At 52.1% G+C, this 19,985-nt stretch carries 13 protein-coding genes; 8 read left to right on the top strand and 5 right to left on the bottom strand.

All coding sequences use genetic code 11. From position 1 onward, the window contains the following. Nucleotides 1-168: 168 nt before the first annotated feature. Together QHG98_09050 and QHG98_09045 are read right to left on the bottom strand one after the other, a co-directional pair. Nucleotides 169-942: a dipeptide/oligopeptide/nickel ABC transporter ATP-binding protein gene (locus QHG98_09050; protein ID MDH7597864.1), complete on the bottom strand. Its 774-nt coding sequence runs from the start codon at nucleotides 940-942 to the stop codon at nucleotides 169-171. Then, nucleotides 933-1,868: an ABC transporter ATP-binding protein gene (locus QHG98_09045; GenBank protein ID MDH7597863.1), complete on the bottom strand. Its 936-nt coding sequence runs from the start codon at nucleotides 1,866-1,868 to the stop codon at nucleotides 933-935. The genes QHG98_09050 and QHG98_09045 overlap by 10 nt, the downstream gene beginning before the upstream one ends. A 299-nt stretch (nucleotides 1,869-2,167) precedes the next feature. Between QHG98_09045 and QHG98_09040 the strand changes: the two genes are divergently transcribed. From QHG98_09040 to QHG98_09010, 7 genes are all read left to right on the top strand, one after another. After that, entirely contained in the window at nucleotides 2,168-3,700 is a 1,533-nt protein-coding gene (locus QHG98_09040) for a tetratricopeptide repeat protein (GenBank protein ID MDH7597862.1), read from the top strand. Nucleotides 3,701-4,056: 356 nt separating this feature from the next. Then, the gene (locus tag QHG98_09035; protein MDH7597861.1) at nucleotides 4,057-5,793 is read left to right on the top strand and encodes a tetratricopeptide repeat protein; all 1,737 of its coding nucleotides are present in this window, start codon (nucleotides 4,057-4,059) and stop codon (nucleotides 5,791-5,793) included. 41 nt (nucleotides 5,794-5,834) lie between these two features. After that, nucleotides 5,835-6,401 carry a hypothetical protein gene (locus tag QHG98_09030; protein ID MDH7597860.1) on the top strand — a complete coding sequence of 189 codons (567 nt, stop codon included), beginning with the start codon at nucleotides 5,835-5,837 and terminating at the stop codon, nucleotides 6,399-6,401. A gap of 11 nt (nucleotides 6,402-6,412) precedes the next feature. Next, nucleotides 6,413-7,033 (top strand): hypothetical protein, encoded by a 621-nt coding sequence (locus tag QHG98_09025; protein ID MDH7597859.1) that lies wholly within the window; start codon nucleotides 6,413-6,415, stop codon nucleotides 7,031-7,033. Further along, complete coding sequence (locus tag QHG98_09020; protein MDH7597858.1) at nucleotides 7,030-7,389, top strand: hypothetical protein; 360 nt, start codon at nucleotides 7,030-7,032, stop codon at nucleotides 7,387-7,389. Before QHG98_09025 ends, QHG98_09020 begins: the two co-directional genes overlap by 4 nt. Before the next feature lie 991 nt (nucleotides 7,390-8,380). Then, entirely contained in the window at nucleotides 8,381-11,566 is a 3,186-nt protein-coding gene (locus QHG98_09015) for a hypothetical protein (protein MDH7597857.1), read from the top strand. A 552-nt stretch (nucleotides 11,567-12,118) separates the two neighbouring features. Next, the gene (locus QHG98_09010) at nucleotides 12,119-12,775 is read left to right on the top strand and encodes a hypothetical protein (protein ID MDH7597856.1); all 657 of its coding nucleotides are present in this window, start codon (nucleotides 12,119-12,121) and stop codon (nucleotides 12,773-12,775) included. Nucleotides 12,776-13,458: 683 nt separating this feature from the next. Here the strand turns inward: QHG98_09010 and QHG98_09005 are convergent. Next, nucleotides 13,459-14,523, bottom strand: coding sequence for a tetratricopeptide repeat protein (locus tag QHG98_09005; protein ID MDH7597855.1), 1,065 nt, complete (start codon nucleotides 14,521-14,523; stop codon nucleotides 13,459-13,461). Nucleotides 14,524-14,668: 145 nt separating this feature from the next. On the opposite strand from QHG98_09005, the gene QHG98_09000 reads away from it, so the two are divergent. Then, nucleotides 14,669-15,472, top strand: coding sequence for a tyrosine-type recombinase/integrase (locus QHG98_09000; GenBank protein MDH7597854.1), 804 nt, complete (start codon nucleotides 14,669-14,671; stop codon nucleotides 15,470-15,472). A 350-nt stretch (nucleotides 15,473-15,822) separates the two neighbouring features. Here the strand turns inward: QHG98_09000 and QHG98_08995 are convergent, their stop codons facing one another. Both QHG98_08995 and QHG98_08990 read right to left on the bottom strand, forming a co-directional pair. After that, nucleotides 15,823-16,950: a hypothetical protein gene (locus tag QHG98_08995; GenBank protein MDH7597853.1), complete on the bottom strand. Its 1,128-nt coding sequence runs from the start codon at nucleotides 16,948-16,950 to the stop codon at nucleotides 15,823-15,825. Between the two features lie 678 nt (nucleotides 16,951-17,628). Continuing rightward, a complete protein-coding gene (locus QHG98_08990; GenBank protein MDH7597852.1) occupies nucleotides 17,629-19,548 on the bottom strand; it encodes an S-layer protein domain-containing protein in 1,920 nt (639 codons plus the stop codon). Nucleotides 19,549-19,985: the final 437 nt, after the last annotated feature.

The following is a 19,985-nucleotide window of genomic DNA, read 5'->3' as shown; positions in this document are numbered from 1 at the left end:
GTGGATTACAGGCAAAAGGTATCTATCCATAGACGAAGAGTGATGATTGCTGGATACAGGGTGCCTCCGAAATTACAGCAATTTCGGCACACTGCCCTAGCGCACAGCGTGACTGGTGTCTCTTCGGGCAAGTTATCAGATGGATAAGATCGAATGCGAAATGCAGGATCAAGATTCGACCACAACTTTTTGAGCACTATCATGCTTACTCACTGGAAAATCGGCGAAATCGTTGCGTTCGTGAACCCCCACAATTCTGCCTCTCTCCATCACTGCAATCCTGTCACACATGTGTTTGAGTATCTCGACATCATGAGAGATGAATAGCATTGTTGTGCCATGTTCACTTTTCACTTGCTTTATGAGGTTCAGGATCTGAGCCTGAACTGAGACGTCCAGAGACGCAGTGGGTTCATCCGCTACTACGAAATCAGGGTTTACGGCGAGAATTCTGGCCAGAACAACCCGCTGATTCTGGCCTCCACTGAGCTGGTATGGGTATCGGTTCAAATGCTCTGGGTTTAACCCCACAATATCAATCAGCTCCAGAACCCTTTCTCGGATTTGCTCTCTCGAGAGCCTTCCGTTCAACCCCAGCTTAAGGGGTTCCGCTATGCTTTCAGCTATCTTCATCCTCGGGTTCAGGGACGATTCAGGATCCTGAAATATCATCTGCATCCTCGGTCTGATCCTGCGCAGCTCCCTCCGGTTGATTGCAGTGATGTCGATCCCGTCAAACAGAATTCTGCCCTCGGTTGGCTCGATGAGCCTGAGCAACAGCCTGCCAAGTGTGGTTTTTCCGCTGCCGCTATCGCCCAGAAGTCCCAGTGTCTCTCCTTGCTCTATATAAAACGAGACTCCATCAACTGCCTTTGTGTAATGTTTTTTTATGATACCAGAAGAAAAGTACTTCTTGAGATTTATCGCCTCGATCAGGTACATAAAATGCACCTCACAGCCCGTCCGTTACCAAGATCGATCATATCCGGGTGGATATTCTTGCAGGTCTTTGTTGCCAGTCGACATCTAGGATGGAACCTGCACCCTGATGGCAGATTTATCAGCGACGGGCTTGTGCCCGGTATCGCTTCTAAACCGTGACTGGGCAACGAGTTTATGAGACCACGTGTGTAGGGGTGCAGGGGATCGTCCATGATCTCCTCACTTGGACCCCATTCTAGCAGCTCACCCGCATACATAACTGCTATCCTGTCGCAGATCGATCTTGCCACGCCGAGATCATGGGTGATCATCAGCATCGATCTCCCCGCCGTAACGGTACGCATCAGCCGCAGGATCTGTGATTTCGTCTTCGAGTCCAAGCCCTTTGTTGGCTCATCGGCAATGATAAAAGTAGGATTGCATGCCAGCGCCATGGTTATCAGAACACGCTCTCTCATCCCGCCGCTCAGCTCGTGGGGGTACTGGCGCGCTCTCCTCTCAGGATCTGGTATTCTCATCTCCCCGAGCATATTTACCGCGAGTCTCCAAGCCTCTGTCTTGCTCATTCCGTGGTGAAGCTGAATGACCTCTGCGATCTGGTCTCCAACCCTCAGGACAGGGTTCAGGGATGTTGTGGGGTTCTGGGGTATCAGAGCTATCTCCTTTCCTCTCAACCGCTGCATGTCACGAGCGCTGATCTCCAGCAGATCTCGCCCACGGTACAGAATGCGCCCCCCAACCCTCGCCGAGGGGTGCAGCAATCGGATAATCGACATGCCAAGCACGGTTTTTCCGCACCCTGTCTCGCCTATCAGGCCCATCCGCTCTACATTATCTATGCTGAGATGAACATGGTCGACAGCTCTAACAACACCATCGACTGTTGGGAACGATACTGTGAGATCCACCAGCTCCAGCAGACGCATGGAAGTAATTTTATGTATTTAGTAATAAATATTGTTATTACAATCTTACAATAAATTATACACAATATACGCTCTTATGTGCGTAGCAACTTGCAGAGCATGCAATGTGGTCGCTGAAAGCATTCATTCGTCAAAACGAACGCATAGCATGACCCCTGCTCCTTCGGGCAAGTCATCAAATGGATAAGAGCGTCAGGACTTTCGGACTGGACATCGTCTCGACCGAACAAAATTTATATAGAGTTTATGCATATTATGTGACGGATTTATAGGAGGGTATTTTTATAGGAGGGTAGTATTTGAAGAATGCCATCACGCTATGTGCTGTCACTTCGGTGTTGATGCTCTGTTACATTTCGTGCTCCTTGGGGGAGTACACTGCCGATTACTGGTTTGAGAATGCAAAAGAATATTATAATAAAGGGTCTTATGACATCTCCCTTCTAGCTGTAAACAAATCACTCGATATTGATCCATCAAACATAAATGCATGGATGCTGAAGGGAGATGCTTTTTATGCATCTGGTATGTATAAAAGTGCACTGGATGCATACTCGAAAGCTGTTGATCTCGATGCATCCAGTACGGTTGCACTGAACGCCAGAGGAACAACCCTGTTGATGCTTGGTAAGTACAGAGATGCCCTGGATAACTTCAACAAGACCATTTCTGTGGATCCGCTGAATGCGGAGGCATGGTTGGGTCGTGGCGAGGCGTTCTACAGAATGGGCTCATACAATCTTGCGCTTGACAGCTATAACAAATCACTTGATCTTTTGCCATCCTTCGGCAAAGCTTGGGCTGCAAAAGCCAGAGTTCTGAGCAAACTTGGAAGACATAAAGATGCGCTTAATGCCAGTGAAAAGGCGATTTCATACGATCCCGGTAACTCGGAACCTTATCTGCTCAGGGGAATCGCGCTCAACAATCTGGGCAGGTATGAGGAGGCGCTGGAAAGCATAAATCAGTCCCTGGAAAAAGATCCGACACTCGCAGAAGCCTGGCTCAACAGAGGTCTTGCTCTCTACAGGCTGGGTCGATATGAAGATGCAGTTGCGAGCTACACTCAGAGCATAGATCGCAATGCATCAAACCCATCCGCATGGGCAGGAAAAGGAGATTCCCTGTCGAAACTGGGACTGTACGAAGAGGCCCTGCATTGCTACAACATGTCCATCGATCTTGACAGTAAAAATGCGGAGGTCTGGAAAAATAAAGGAATTGTCCTTCTGGAGACCGGAAAATATGAGGAGGCCATAACCGCATCCACAAAAGCAAAGGAGCTCAACCCGTTCGACTCTGATGCGTGGAGAACTGTGGGGCATGCGCAGTATCAGCTGGGGAAGTACAGTGATGCGCTAAAGAGTCTCGAGAAGGCCCTGGAGATCAACCCACTGGATTCCGATGCCTGGTATTTAAAAGGACTGTGCCACTACAGATTGAGAAATTACGATCTTGCCCTGGATTCGCTTGACAAATCAACAAAGATAGCTCCAGAAAGCGAGACCTCCTGGCTGAACAAGGGCATGGTCCTGATTGCGATGAACAGATCAGAGGACGCCATCAAATGCTTCGATAAGGTCATAAATCTGAACCCGTGGAGCTCTGCTGGCTGGTATGGCAAGGGTCTTGCATTCAACAGCACAGGGATGTACGAGGAGGCATTGAGATGCTACAACAAGGCCATCGAGCTGAATCCGTCCGACTCCCTGGCGTGGCATGAAAAGGGTGTTGTTCTCGAGATACTCGGGAGCACCGAAGAGGCACAGAAAGCACTATCAAAAGCTGAAGAACTGGGGTACGGCAACTCTACAAGGAGGGAGGCAGTATGAACACAAAGTTTCTCATTTTTTGTTACGTGATGTTCTTCCTGATCTCCCCAGCATTCTGCATACTGTCAATTGATAGCGGGCCGACGTGGGGATGTACGGATTCGGATTGCACCGGTAATACGTGGCTTGTTAAAGGAGATAATTTTTATAAGTCTAGAAATTATATTGATGCACTGGAATGTTACAACAATGCAATTAGAGATGCACGGAATAATCAGGGAAAATCATATTATGTTGTAAAAAATCACCAGGGAGACGCTTTATACAAATTGGGATATTACGAGAATGCCCTGAAAATTTACAACAGCACACTTAATAATATGATGCCAGGTTATTCATACTATTATGAATATACATTGGAATATAAAAAAGACATTGCCATAACACAGCTCGCATTAGGAAAATACGAGGATGCTCTTCAATCTTTTAAAAAATTAATAGAGATCTCCGATAAGAATGCAGATTACTGGCATGGGTATTCATTTGCCCTCTACAAGCTCGGACGGCTGAATGAATCCCTTGTTAACTTCAACATCACCATACAGCTCCACCAGTCTGACGCCACCATCTGGAAGGACCGGGGAGATGTTCTCTTCGAGCTGTCGAGACACACCGAAGCGCTCAGCAGCTATGAAAAAGCGCTCCAGCTCGACCCATCGTATGCGGAGGCCTGGTACGGTAAGTCCAATGCATTATCGGCTCTCGGACGGTATAACGAGGCGCTGGATGGTTACGAGAGATGTCTGCGCATCGACCCCACCAGTGCAGCTGCGTGGAACAATAAGGGTGCGACGCTATCAAGGATGAACAGGCATGAAGAGGCTATAGCATGCTACGATCAGGCCATAAAGATCGCACCGGACTATGCAACAGCATGGGCGAATAAGGCCGAGTCGCTCGTCTCTGTGGGAAGGTATGAAGAAGCGCTCAATGCGAGCAACAGATCCCTGCAGATCAATCCCAACAGCGCCTTTGCATGGGCGATGAACGGCAGGGCACTGGCCTCTCTCGGCAGATACCTCGATGCAATTCACAGCTACAATAAATCGCTCTCTCTGGATCCATCCAATTCAGACACGTGGCTGTCCATCGGGAGGGTGTACGAGAAGCTCGGCAGGAAAGAGGACGCGCTTAACGAATACAGGAAAGCTTCAGAACTGAATCCGCACAGCGTCGAGGCACTTGTGCTCACCGGAAACGTCATGGTGGATCTCGGAAACAGCCGCGATGCCATCGAGCGCTTCGAAAAAGCAGTTTCCATGGATCCCACAAGCATCGCTGCATGGAAGGGAAAGGCCAGAGCGCACAGCAGCCTGCAGGATTACAGAAATGCGCTCCAGTGCTATGAGCATGCGATAAACCTCTCATCAGCAGATGTTGCTGCATGGATCGGCAGGGGAGACTCGCTCTCAATGCTGGGCGAGCTCGAAGCCGCGCTGCAGAGCTATGATACGGCTCTGTCTATTGACCCATCAAATGCGGCTGCACTGCGGGGAAAGGCGATGACCCTGAACGCTCTCGGCCGGTACGGAGAGTCGCTGGAGATATACAATCGACTGGTCGTGTCAGGAAGTGCGGATTCAGGCGTCTGGAAGGGCATGGGGGATGCACAGCTCGGTCTGGGGAGGTACAGGGATGCTCTTGAAAGCTACAACAGATCCATAGAGACGAATGTACATGATGCGTCCGTCTGGAACGGAAAAGGTGTTGCTCTGGCTGAGCTGGGTGCGTACAGCGATGCGCTGGAGTGCTATAACAAGTCGCTCAGCATCGATCAATCGAACGCAGATGTCTGGTGCAACAAGGGAATGGTTCTGCTCTCCCTCGAGAGGTATGATGAGGCAATCGCGTGCTACAACGAGTCCCTGAGAATTAACAACTCAAACATAAAAGCGCTGAACGGAAAATGCAACGCTCTCATGATGCTGAACAGATACGAGGAGGCTCTGGAGTGCATATCCGATGTTGTTCAGCTGAACCCGCGCGATCCTGTTGCCTGGAGAACCAGGGGAGTTATCCTGGAGAGGCTTGGCAGGAACGAAGAGGCGAATTCAGCGTATTCGAGGGCTCGATCCCTCGGATATGCTGTTTGAGTGCAGGTATCTGAAGCTGGTATGTCATGCAGCTGATAGATATGCGCAGGAAACTGGCTCCGATATGTGTGATCATGCTATTAACAGCAGCCTTTGCAGAGGCGGCTCAATTCGAAGGGCCCGGGATCGAATCCAAGAGATTAACCACACCCCATCTGCCGGTGAACAATACAACCCTGCCGCCACCAGCTCAACAGAACCTCACCATATCTGCTGCGGTACCCTCAAACGATACAGATAACACCAGTCTGAACGTGGAGATTGCCAGCGATGTGTACTCTGATAAAGACCGTCGTGTGCTCTACTGTGTGAGAGGCAATTACGTGATCGTGAGGAACAGGATCTTCATAACAGGACCTGACGTGGATAAGGTCAAGAAGGTGACATATCTGCTGCATCCAACGTTCCCGAACCCGGTGGTTGTCTCTGAAGATCGGGATAGCAACTTTGAGATATGGATATGGTGCTGGGGAGGGTTCCTGATCCGGGCCAGCATCACAACCACAACCGGCCATTCTATCGAAAAGGAGTACCAGTTCACGTTCAAGGAGAAATTCGATGATGCGAGATCAAAGGGTATCCCCATGATAATGACCTGCAATGTCTGAGGTGCGTGTTCATGAAGTGCAGAAGGATATTATCGAAGCTATCACATACAGCATTTGCAGTAGCATTTATTTTTATAATTCTCATAAGTGGCTGTGTTGATAATGGCAAATTCGATGCATCCGCCTCTACTCTGACCGATTTGAGGATCGGTACGGAGTACACATTAACATGCCATGTTCCCAAAGATACATCTGTAAATGATTATAAAAAGATGGAGCTTGAAAAAAGAGGCTACGAGCTGTCCGGGCTGTATCTGGCAAACGATCTCGGAAAGACTGAGATTTATGTGTATAAACTCACGTCGATTATGAAAGGACTCAATTATTTATTTGAAGGTAAGAAGGATGCATATAAAGCAGAAGCGCTTGAGGAGTGGAATAAGAAACATCTGGCCAGCAGAGGGTACACCAGGAACATGAATACGGATGACTCAAAATATTTAAAAGAGATTAATGGTGTGAAGACAGATCGAATTGTGAGAACAACAGCCGAGGACAAAGAAGGGAAAAAGATGATTGCAGAGTCCTGCTGGTTCGACTATCCAAATGCGTTCCTGTTCATACTTTCAACCTGGCCTGAGGATTACTACAACGCATGGCAGTCACATGATTTCATATTTCATTTTACATGACGGAGATTGAATCAACAGGCTTGAAGGCGGAGGGCGAGAAGGAGAGCGTGGCGACCGTGAAAGGGGAGGCAGAGGCAGTAACGGGAGGTAAGCCGCCAGTGCCTGCGGGCGAGGCTGCAAAGCCGAAAAAGGGGCGGCCACCGGAGACCCGATATTTTGACAGGTTCCTCCACAAGCGAGTTAAGATCACTCCCATGGTGGCAGGGTTACCGCCGATTACAGGAGAGCTGAAAAGCTACTCGACCTACGAGATTGAGATCGAGATGCAGAACGGCCGCACGGTGGTCATCTTCAAGCATGCGATCTACACGATCGAGGAGGCGCCAGAGTCCATCATAGCGCCGAAGAAGCGATAGCGGGGCCGCATCAATCGATCGCTGCCTACCAACACCCCCTCTCTCCTGCTCCTCTGGTGGTAGTACCACATTAATGGAGAGACGAGTGCGGGTGGTAGTGGTGGTGATCTCCGCAATCGGGGGCGGGGGGAGAAAGAGAGAGACGTTGAAAAACGAGATGGCTGCATGGAGGAGCAGTAGGGGGCTGTCACTCTGCAGCCATCACCGAAGAAATGGTGCGGCGAATATTAACGTTAACGTATCTCGAAGCAGTACCGCACCGCATCCTCGGAGAGCTGAGCGGAGCTGAGCTGAGCGGAGTGAACCCCCTGCGGATTTCGTCTCTCTCCCTCCACCTCCACTACCACCGCTGACGCTGCACCGGTGCGCTACCCCCCACGATGCCGATTCTCGCCTGAATAAAATCCGTGTTGGCGTATGAATATCTTTTTGCCCTCGACAGGTAGGGGTATGCGCGCCAAGGGGGGGGGCAAATTCATACATCATCTGGAATGAACGAGCCGACAAAAAGGCAGTTCAGGCAGGGATGGTGAGGGAAAAGCGACAGCTTTAAAGAAGTTAGAATATATAGCAGCTATGGAGGTGTAAAAGACATGAAAACCGTATTTAGTATGTACGCGGACGCTGAGACGAGAAACAGGCTCGACTATTTTGTGAAACACAACACATGCGGTTACAGGTCGAGATCGAGAGTTATTGAGAAGGCCGTTTCCGAGTTCTTAGAGAGGCATTGGGACTGTGTCGCATAGGGAATAGAGGATGAAAACGGGGAACAGGTCGCGGGCGACCGCACCCCCAGCGAGTCGACCTCTGTGAACCCCTCGAGGCCCAAGAGGTGATCTCACATGAAAACCGTGTTTAGTATGTACAATTATACCATATGCTGGTTCAGTATATATCATTTACCGTATGGTGATCGTACCATATATGTGATTAGTGCATATCATTTACCGTACGATAATATCCACTGCCGGGCAGGGGGCGAGGGGAGATGATCTCCTCGCCACCAAGGGCCGCCGTCCTGCCTGAGTTCATGCGGGATAAGCGGCAATTCGTGCTCAGGAGGGAAAAACAGCCCTTCGGCTGGGATCCCCAGAGCAAGATGTGGACGTCTGCCGGATGGAATGACCCCGCGAAGTGGGTATCGTTCCCAGAGGCCGTGGAGGCTCTGCGAACCAGGAAGCTGTATGGAGCCGACGGCATCGGCTGGGTGTGCAGGCGAGCCCTGGACGGCGAGGCCCAGATAGTGTTTGTGGATCTGGACTGCGTCCGCGACCCTCAGACTGGATGGGTCCACCCAGAGGCGGACCGGTTCCTAAGGGCCCTCAAATCCCCATTTGTCGAGGTCTCGATGTCTGGGTGTGGGTTCCATGCAGTGGTTCTATGCAAGAGCCCGCCGACCGAAAAGAACATCGAGACCTTCGAGCTTGATGGGGAGCTCCCCGAGGACGTCAGGCAGCACATCTTCCGCGAGAAGCGAGCCGGAAAGCCGGATCTGAAGCTCGAGAACATCAAGCCGGCCCTCGAGGTGTTCCAGAGCGGTAAGCATGTTGCGCTGTCTTTCTCCCTCGCTAAGGAGTACTGCTGCAGCGAGGAGCGGAGCGACTGGTCAGACATCTTGAGGGGGCTCTTACTGCCCTACACAACCAGGCAGGTTCTCGATGGCGTCGCTGGTGATTGCGATGCACGGGCAGGCTGGCTCAGTCAGCAGGCCCCGATCCGGATTGATCAGGTCATCGAGCTCTCCGGATTCGAGCGAGTGGGCGAGCAGATGGCAGGCCCCCATCCAGCCCATGGCTCGACTACTGGGCGAAACCTCGCAGTGGACCCGTCGAGGGGGGTGTGGCATTGCTTCCGGCATGGGACAGGAGGGGACGCGTGGCTCTTGCTGGCTGTCCTCGAGGGGGCGGTCCCGTGCGAGAATGCCCGCCCTGGGGCGCTGGTGGGGGAGGCGCTGAAGCAGACCCTCAAAGCAGCGCTAAAGCGAGGGCTGATCACAGAGGCGAAACACAAAGAGCTCGTCAAGGGCCTGGGTGGTTCGAACACCGAGCAGAGGGGCGAGTCGACGCCGAAGGCTGAGGAGAAGCCCGAGCCGGAGATCGAGGAGTACCCGCAGCACATCAGGGAGAGGGCGCAGGAGATCATGAAGCACGGAGACCCTGTGCAGTTCATCTTAGACGTGCTCTCTCGGTTCCACGTGGGGGACAGGCAATCCGCTGTAGTACTGCTCTGTTCAGCGGTAATCGGATCGTGCAAGAATGCTAACGGCCTGCAACCGAAGCTCTCAGGGGCAAGCGGGAAGGGCAAGACCCACCTATGTAAGGCTCTCAAGCATTTGATGCCTCCAGAGTGGGTTAAGTTCACGTCGCTAAGCCCGAAGGCCATCTACTACGACCCTGACATCAAGCCCGGGATGGTGATTTTCTCAGACGACGTCAGGATATCGGAGGACCTGGAGGACACCCTGAAGCGGGCTATGTCAAACTTCCAGGAGCCGGCCCCTTACCTGACGGTAAACAAGCTGGGCAAGATCGAGAAGCGCTACCTCCCTGAGAGGCTGACCTGGTGGTTGACGTCTGTCGCTTTCGACCAGGAGGAGCAGCTGGTCAATCGCTTGTTTGAGATAGGAGTGGACGAGTCGAGGGAGCAAGACCACCGGGTACTCGAGATGATCTTTGCTCCACTGATCGAGGGGAGGGAGGAGTTCCCGCTCACCGAGGAGGTTATGATATGCCGCCAGATACTGAGGGAGATAAAATCAAAGATCTGGCTGGTGAGGGCACCCTTCCTGAGGGACAAAGAGGGGAAGCTCCGGCTCGAGTGGCAGGATTTAGACGACCGTCGGAACCCTGGAAGGTTCGCTGATCTCTTAGCAGCATTCGCTATACTGAGAAGCGCTCAGAGGGAGACATTCGAGAGGGACGGCTACACGGTTGTAACCGCCACCGAGGAGGATTATTACTCTGCGCGGGACGTCTTCGGGGCAAGGGCGCAGAATCTCTCAACAAAGCTCAGCGATCGAGAGCTGCACTTCTTGATGTGGCTGCACAAGCGGGCGGGAAACCAGCCGTTCGAATTCAGAATCAACGATGTTGTGAGCGAGTACCGCGGCCCAGATGGTCGACCACTGTCTCCGCGCACAATCGACCGCATGCTAAGCGGGCGGAAAGAACGCAACCAGTACGGCCTCGAGCACAAAATACGAGGTGGGGCGCTCATGGTTGAGGAGCGCATGGAGTCAGTACCGAACCGTAGCGGCGAGAAGATAACTCGCAAATGCAAGGTCTGGGTCTTCGATCCGTCCAGATTCAACCCGTTGGAGGCATACAACAACACGATTTCTCTACGAGGAGATGGGGTGGAAGGAAATCAGCAACATGCTCCCCTGCCCCACCATGTCCCTTCCCTGTCCCAAGGGATGGGACAGGGAACAAATGCAACTACAGATATTGATTTTGATATAGAAGAAGTGTTCCATGTCCCACATGTCCCAGAGGGAGAGGGAATGTTAAGTTGGTTTGTTGATCTGGTTGGATCAGACACTTTGAGGACCTCTCTCTGTGTAAGAGGTGGGGCAAGTGGGGCAAGTGGGGCATGGAAGGCGACTGATAGCGAATTGCTTGGGGCAGGCAATGGGACAGGGAAGCCCAAAAGTGGGACAGGGGACCTCCCGATAGCGAATTGCTTGGGGCAGGCAATGGGACAGGGAAGCCCGTTAGATCGTTCGGGGAGCGGAGATACGGGCCTGACGGAGCAACAGAAACGAAGTACTGAACCACCTGATGAACGCGCTCTGATCTCAGAGCTCCAACGTAGGGGATATGTTGGCATGCCCAGGCGCTCGATCGATACCGCCCCAAGTGGCGGTCAGTGGACGTGTACCTGCCCAGAACCTGTTACGGTAATGCCGACCGCTGCCACCCCCACCGCTACCGGCCGCATCAACGGACTGGCGGGAGGCGATAAGATCAGCGACCAGATCCAGGATCTGCTGCAGGACGCGGACGAACACGGGCTGACCGCATGGGAGCTCTCGCGAAAAACGAATCTGCCGCCAGGCGACGTTCTACAGGCACTCAAGCAGCTTGAGGCAGACGGCCTTGTGCTGAAACGAGGACGTGACCCGCGGGAGCCCTACGACGGCGAGCACTGGATCCTCGCCTGCTATGGGGGGTGATACGAGATGAGATGAGAGGTGGTTGTGTGATCATCTCCCTCTCATGTCATCCATCCCCTCGCCCCCCTCAGCAGCTGTCCAAAATCGACCGGTTTTGTCCAGGGTGGACAAATCGGTCGTCTCCCTGGGTGTAAACGCAGACGCGCAAAACCGCACTGCTGCGCCACTCATGAGTGGTACTACATGTTATATCACTCTCTCGTGAATGTGGTACTACCACTGTCGCTGAGGGGGAGCTCCACAGGAGCGATTAGCACGGCCTCCGCCGATACTGGTTTGTCCTCTATACCCATCTGTCAGGCCTGGAGCTGGTGGTGGAGCTAGATCTGGAGGCACTTGGATGAGCTGGAGGTGGAGATGGAGGGCCTGAGGAGGCGGCAATCCCGAGGGGAGATATGCGAAGCGTGAAGTGTAAAAATACGTGTGTGTATATCATCATAAATGTGCGAAAAAAGTGTAACGATGCATCCGATTGATCACTCAGCGGTGCACATATTTACCGAAACTGCGCGGTGTTCATAGTGGCACATCGTCATAATGTAAGGTGAAAAGATGAAGCGGACAGATGAAAGTGAGCCGGAAGAGGGCGGCGAGGCGTTGAAGCCCGTACTCGTGTTGAAATCACACGATGGACACGTTGAGATCGGCCTGGACGACGTGAGCGATGACGAGATAGAGCGGTTGCGGGCAGCAGGCTTCACTGTGCGGCTCAAGCAGACGTCAGTGAAGAAGCGGAGGTACACGAAGCTATCGAATGATACGAGAGAGAAGATACTGGAGATGCTCGGGAACGGGTGTACAATAAAACAGGCGTGCGAGGCCGCCGGTGTGTCTGTGTCGTACTTCAACGAGTATAGAAGACGCCACCCACAATTTGATGCAAGGGTACAAAGCGTGATGAGGGCCAGGGTGGAGATAATCGCTGATGCGCTGTACGAAGCCGGCAGGAACGGGAACGTACGAGCGCAGATCTTCTTCCTCGTTAACCGCACTCGGTTTTTGCCGAGGGATGACCCCGACAAGTGGCTCAGTCTCAACTCGATAGAGGTGTCTGGGCCTGATAATGATAACACCGCTGTGAGGACTGAGCTGACAATCGAGGAGATGCGGGCGAGGATAAAGCAACTGCTGGAAGAGTTCGTACAGGCGGGCGGCTTCGATAAGCCCCGCCTCAGCGACATCAAGCTCTCTCCTGCCCCAGGGCCCTAAAAACAGGATGTGCGCGAGCACTGCAGGCGGCCCGTAAAATCGCTTTACAGGCCAATTTTCACCAGCGGCAGGATTTGGAGTGCGTGAGGTGCACCGAAACCGGCCCGTAAAGCGATTTACGGGCATTTGCCCGTTGCTCATCTCGAGCAATGACTGCCCTCGCCATACCGAGCAACTGCCCCCCCTCCCCCCTTCTCGGAGATGCTCTCTTTCTCCGTGCTCTCTCGTGTTGTAATACCTGCCTGTTGTCGCCGGGTCCTGGAGGTGGTGCTGGAGCCCTGAGGTCCTGGAGAGAGGGGCGTTTCGGCGTGATGGATGTGATGAAGGCCTGGCTGCAGCGGTTGTGGATGTGATGAGGCCCTCGGGCTCGATCTTGTGCATAAAAATCGCACTGCTGCGGCCTCGCTTGGTAGTACCACATTATTGGTATTTTACTTAGCAATGTTGCACTACAAAAGTGACCTTTTGATGGTGGTTTTGGGGGGTTCACGAAGTGCCCGACGTCGAGCTCTTGATTACTGGTGCGGAGGGCATGCATGATGTTGCTTCCCGGATACATGTTACGTCTCTCAGCCGCAGACGTAACACGAAAATCGATATCTCCCCGCCACCGGTTGCGTCGTCCAACGTGTGCATACCGCACGATTTTTCCTCATCTATCTTTAAAAATGGAGCTGGTGTGATCATCGATCACGGATCATTGCACCCAGCTCCCGTGCTTTCTGATAAGCTGCCGCAGCCTCTGAATCTCTTCCTAAAGTCTCAAGAATAAGACCTTTGCCATACCATGCCTCTGCATTGTCAGGTTTCAGCCGGATGGATTCGTTGAAGCATTCTAACGCCTCATCGTACCTGCCGAGTTCGGCGAGAGCAGCTCCTTTGTTGGTCCATGCCACTGCATAATCAGGTTTCAACCTGATAGCTTCGTTGAGGCATTCTAACGCCTCTTCGTACCTGCCGAGGTCACCGAGAGCAAGGCCTTTGTTGTTCCATGCCTCTGCTAAATCAGGTTTCAGCCTGATGGATTCGTTGCAGCATTCTAATGCTTCCTCGTACCTGCCGAGTGCATCGAGAACATATCCTTTGTTGTTCCATGCCACTGCTAAATCAGGTTTCAGCCTGATGGATTCGTTGTAGCACTCTAACGCCTCATCGTACCTGCCGAGGCCAGCGAGAGCATTTCCTTTGTTGTTCCATGCCTCTGCAAAATCAGGATCCAGCCGGATGGATTCATTGAAGCACTCTAACGCTTCTTCGTACCTGCCAAGGGCATCGAGAGCAAGGCCTTTGTTGTTCCATGCCTCTGCATCATCAGGTTTCAGCCTGATAGCTTCGTTGAAGCATTCTAACGCTTCTTCATACCGGCCGAGGTAATAGAGAGCGAGGCCTTTGTTGTTCCATGCCTCTGCTAAATCAGGTTTCAGCCGGATAGCCTCGTTGTAGCATTCTAACGCTTCTTCATACCTGCCGAGGTAATAGAGAGCGAGGCCTTTGTTGTTCCATGCATCTGCATCGTCAGGGTTCAGCCGGATGGCTTCGTTGTAGCACTCTAACGCCTCATCGTGCCTGCCGAGGTCATTGAGAACAGCTCCTTTGTTGTTCCATGCCCCTGCAAAATCAGGTTTCAGCCGGATGGCTTCATCAAAGCACCTGAGTGCGTCTTCAAATTTGCCCTGAATATAAAAATCTGCACCTTTGTCGATCCAATCTCCTGCTGTCTGCTGGCATTGGGCGGCTGATACCAGCATCAGGACCAGAATGAGACATTTGGCTCGCATGAATATAATTTAGTGTGTGGTGATATGAGGCTTTCTTTAGTTCCTATAGGGATCACTACAGGAACTATTATACATGATGAGTTCCGGATAGTACGGGAAAACAGGGTGATCCTTAATGACTATCGGAACTCTTGAGTTCGAGACCCATCTCAAAGGGAGGGGGCTGTCGCCTCACACAATAAAGGCGTTCACATCCGATCTCAAACAGCTCATCGAGTTCGCCGGCGGGAGGGATATCAGTGAAGACCTCATCTCTGATTGGTTCAGGTTCATGAAGGACAAAGGCCTGAAGAACAAGAGCCTGGCGAGAAAGGCGACGAGCATCTCAGCTTACTCGAGGTTGTTCGGGTTGGGCTGGAAGATACCGCGAGTGAGGGCTGAGAAGAAGCTGCCAGCCGCGTTATCCGAGGTCGAGGCCAGGGCGATCATCCAGGCTGCGGGTACCACCAGGGATCCCGAGAGGAACTCGCTCATCGTGGAGCTCATGCTCCGATGCGGGCTCAGGTCCGCAGAGCTGCTCTCGGTCCGGAGGCGTGACATCGAATTCGACGGCGAGATGGCCTACATCCGGGTTGCAGGCAAGGGCAGCAAGGAGCGGCGCGTGCCTGTGGTCCACAAGCACCTCATAACCGCTATAAGGAGATACACGCGCGGTCTGGACCAGGACGAGCTGCTATTCCCGATGAGCTCGAGGAACCTCCGGAAGATCGTATCCAGGCTGGGAAGGATTGCGGGTATCGAGAAACGGGTACATCCACATATGTTACGTCACACAGCTGCCACGATCTACCTGCGCAGGGGTGCGAATATAGAGACTGTGCGAAGGGTGCTCGGGCACGAGAGCCTCGCAACAACTCAGAAGTACCTCGCGCTCACTGACAGCGATGTTGCAAGGGACATCTCGAGGGCGTCGTGGTGACGTGCATGGATGACAGATGGCCTCTGCGAGAACATCGACGTTCATGGGAGCTTGTTCTGCACGTTCGGGTTAGACCACAGGAGCAAGGGGGTGTTATATCGAGACAGGCTGCTGTGGGATTCCGCTCCTGTGGTCTGTTATTCAATCTACCTAAACGAAGGGTGGTGATATTATGTTGAACCACATCTGCAAAAAAGATTTCGCTAAGAGCGAACATGGCAGATCAGGAAAATTCAGACCCAAATATGCCAGATAAACAATCAAAGTAGGAATCCTCAAAAATATGTGGATGGTCTGCGCAACCATCTCTGGATGCCACCAGCTTCAATACCGATAGGCAATACCTGTCCCTATGCAGGTATCGCATAGACCAATGTCACACCTCTTCCTCCTGTCTCGCTGTTCTGCGACCATGTGGACGGATCGGAATCGATGACCTCATAGATTCCTGCGGGAAGCAAAATATTCGGCTCAACAACCCAGTAGGCATTGGGCACACCGCCCATCCCGGGCTCGCCGTATGCCTGCCATGGCCCGTATGTCTTTCCCGTTGAATCTCTGAGTGATATGCTTCCCGGAGCCATGCCCTCGCCGTAGTTCCAGTGGTAGGTGCGGATCTTTGTGATTCTCATCGGCCTTTCCAGAATGAACTCCGTCGGCGCTGTTGGTTCATTGTACACAGCTGCAAGGGTTGGAGTCTCAAATATCAATGCCTCTTCATCACTGGTATCCGCCCTAGTTCCGGTCCAGTCGCCGCTCCAGTCGCCTTCAGAGCCGTATCTCCAGCGGCCTGTGAATGTCCTGCCGTCCTCAGAGATCGTCAGCTCCACATCCCCCGCATCATTCGGAGGGCTGTACGTCGGATATTCTGACCATCTGCCAATGAGTTTGTTTCCGACTATACTACCTGTAATAATACCCTGATCATGGGTGTAGTTTCCTGTTACGCTGTTACCTACCTGCTCAAGCATCATCGGTCCCCAGTTGGTCTCCCATCTGCCGCTCCAGGTCGATGTAGCTGGTGATGTTACCCTGCCCCCTTTTGCGGGGAAGATATAGCCGTATCCTGTGGGCATCCTGACAAGCTTCACGACATCCTTCCCTCCAGATTTGGCCATGGAGATAGTGAAGGCGCCTGCATTCGGATACGCCGGGTCTCCTGTGATGAACTTATTTGTGCAGGGTTCGAGATCTCCGCCGGTCCATGTGCCCGTGATGGTCGTGGATCTGTCCTCCCACGGGCCTGTTGCTGTGCCGGTCAGGTCGAGCCTGACACCTGTGAGGTGGACGTACTGCTCGCATACGGGATCAACGCTGAGCGTGCCTGTCACAGCATTTCCGTTGAATACCAGAGCCAGCCTGGCAGGGCGGCCATCATACTCTGTATATCCAGAGTACTCAACGCTTACCTCGCAGAGAGCTGTCTGATATAAAATGCCAAGAATTAGCAGGATTTCCAGAAATCTCAATATTGACATGAATATGTGTCACTAGCTACCTTATTTATAAATTGTGCTTGTAATTCTTACATTGAAGTCGTCTCAAAATTCACAGTCTCCTTGAGATGATGAGAAATGCGGCCAGCTGCAGGAATCCCAGGAAGCCTTCTGACTTTACCGCAGTGGCCATTGTATCTGGATGACTCGTTTGTGCTCAGAGATATGGCTCTACATTTTACACCTTAAAGCCGCTTTGCCTATTCATCCATTCCTTGCGTTCTACTGCAGCATCTTTACTTATATAACGACACAACTCTTCCCATTTACTGGAAAGATCCGATTGCTCGAAGTCCAGTACCAATTCATCTGGCGCAAGCAGGCCATTGAACTGATATACTTTAGTCCGTCGACCATTGGTAACAACATAATAGGCTGGTATCAACTCTTTCGCATAAGACTGCATGCGTCATCGGTTAAGATCGACATGTGTAGAATTGGACTTAATAGTCTTATCTCGCCTCAGTACTGCTATCAGGACTCAAGTCCACAGGCGGTCGGTTTGAATCAAACTCGGGGAGATCTCAATTTGTCAAATTTCATGGTCAATATATTTACATAAAATCCTTAACCGATGGCCAATGGACATCCATGCGGCTGTGTGTGTTTGGTATCTGCTCACCATCCAGGTGGACAGATACCAAACACACATACGCGCGCTCAGATAGTCACGTTTCTGTATATGTAGAACCTGAGCGGCACATCAAAGTCGATTATGTCCTGGTTTGCAGTCTTGATGTGGATGCCAGCCATCAGGGAGACGTCCTGGTTCTTGCTCAGTGTTATGGCGTTGTCCTTGTTGTCCATCTCGATCGATGTGGCATCGACCTTAGAGATCCTCATCTTGTCATACTCTGTGTCAACGGAGACGTCCATCGGCTGATCCGACACCTGGAATATACCATCCACAGTGGCGAACACCCCCAGCTCATTCAGCGTCTCCGGATCTTTTGCTGCCACCGCGTTCTTGAAATGCACCGCTAGCACGACGATGTTTTCTGTATCTCCAATGCTCTTCTTGTAGCAGTAGGTCTGATCTGACATCGTGGCGAATGGTGATGATAACGGAACCTCGGCGGTATCTACGCTTTTTCCATCCTTCAGCAGCTCGAGATACAGCTTGCCATCCTCCCGATTGAGGGACTTGATCTTGAGCTCATACCCCTCGGCAAGCTTTAGGGACTCCCCCTGCTCGATCATGATCTCTGTGCTGTTATCAATCAGGACCTTCAGGAGCTGCTCATCGACGAGCGTGTTCCTGCCTGTGGACCGCTTGTAGAGCTCCGGATCGATCTCATAGCCGTGCCATATGGGCCTCTTATCGCTGTAACCGGCGAAGTACTCCTCACCGAGGAATCCTATGGAGTTGTACCAGCCCCAGCCCTCGAACTCGAACTCCTTCTCCTGGACTGTGGTTGTGTACTTGACACCGTTTGGCTCCTCGAGCTTGTTGCCCGTGATTGTCATTGTGATCTGCTCGTTGCCGATGTTGTCATCGATGTCATAGTAGAAGCCGGCGAATGTCTTCGGATCCCATGTGACTGTTGCACCATCAACGACCTGCTGAACAGCGCCTCGTATCTCGTATGTCCCGGGCTCTGTGACCTCCTTGTATATGTAGAACCTGAGCGGGTTATCAGCGTCGATTACGTCCTGATCAGCTGTCTTGATATGGATGTCAGCCATCAGGGTGATGTCCTTGTTCTTGTTCAGTGTTATGGTGTTGTCCTTGTTGTCCATCCCGATCGATGTGTCAGAGACCATGGATATTCTCATCTTGCCGTACTGCGTATCGACTGAGATATTTATCGGCTGCTCAGATACGTGGAAGATACCATCTACTGTTGCAATTATCCCCTTCACCGATGAAACTCTCGGATCCGCAATGAAAGCATTCTTGAAGTGGACGGCAATTAGGACTATGTTCTCGGTGTCGCCGATGCTCTTCCTGTAGCAGTATGTCTGGTCGCTCATCGTGGTGCCTTCCTTGGATGGGGAGATTATCTGTGTGTCGACACTCTGGCCGTCCTTCATAAGCTCCACAAGGATGCTTCTGCCATCGATGTCTATCGCCTTCATAGCCAGCTCGTAGCCATCCGCGAGCTTTAGGGGCACACTGGATGTGATTGTCCTCTCAGTGTCATCATCGATCAGCACCTTCAGGAGCTGCTCATCGACGAGCGTGTTCCTGCCTGTGGACCGCTTGTAGAGCTCCGGATCGATCTCATAGCCGTGCCATATGGGCCTCTTATCGCTGTAACCGGCGAAGCACTCCTCACCGAGGAATCCTATGGAGTTGTACCAGCCCCAGCCCTCGAACTCGAACTCCTTCTCCTGGACTGTGGTTGTGTACATGACACCGTTGGGCTCCTCGAGCTTGTTGCCCGTGATTGTCATTGTGAGTTGCTCGTTGCCGATGCCGTCATCGATATCGTAGTAGAAGCCGGCGAAGATCTGTGGATCCCATGTGACTATTGCACCATCAACGACCTCCTGAGCATAACCACGGATCTCAAGCCCATCGCAGGTGACTACCGCAGATATCAATATAGCTACAATCAGAAATGCAGCCTTGCACATGTTCTGACCTCTGTAATTTTATGAAAATTCATATCTTAAACATGTTTTGGGCTGAGCTGCGCCCCTCCTCTTGGACTTTGATCATGTCTTAAGAGGACTCTTGGGCGTTACTGACATACTCAGAGCCCACCCGCATCGCAAGGCTGCGTGAGGTCAGGGATCTACTCGTGGCAGGCATGTCGTTGACGCCGGACGATCTCATAGGCTGGATCAAGATTACGAGGATGAGCCAGAGGTTCCAGCGATCTCGTATCTGCACAGAACCATAGCTTCAACCCTACATCATGCGCAGCATCAGCAAGGCAGTAAGGGAGAGGGTGGTTGTGTGACATCGAATTCGACGGCGAGATGGCCTACATTCGGGTTGCAGGCAAGGGCAGCAAGGAGCGGCGCGTGCCTGTGGTCCACAAGCACCTCATAACCGCTATAAGGAGATA

Origin of the sequence: Methanothrix sp. (assembly GCA_029907715.1) — an archaeon.
Lineage (GTDB): Archaea > Halobacteriota > Methanosarcinia > Methanotrichales > Methanotrichaceae > Methanothrix_B.
The sequence above is the reverse complement of the archived record's forward strand: the minus strand, read 5'-3'. Positions and strand labels throughout refer to the sequence as shown.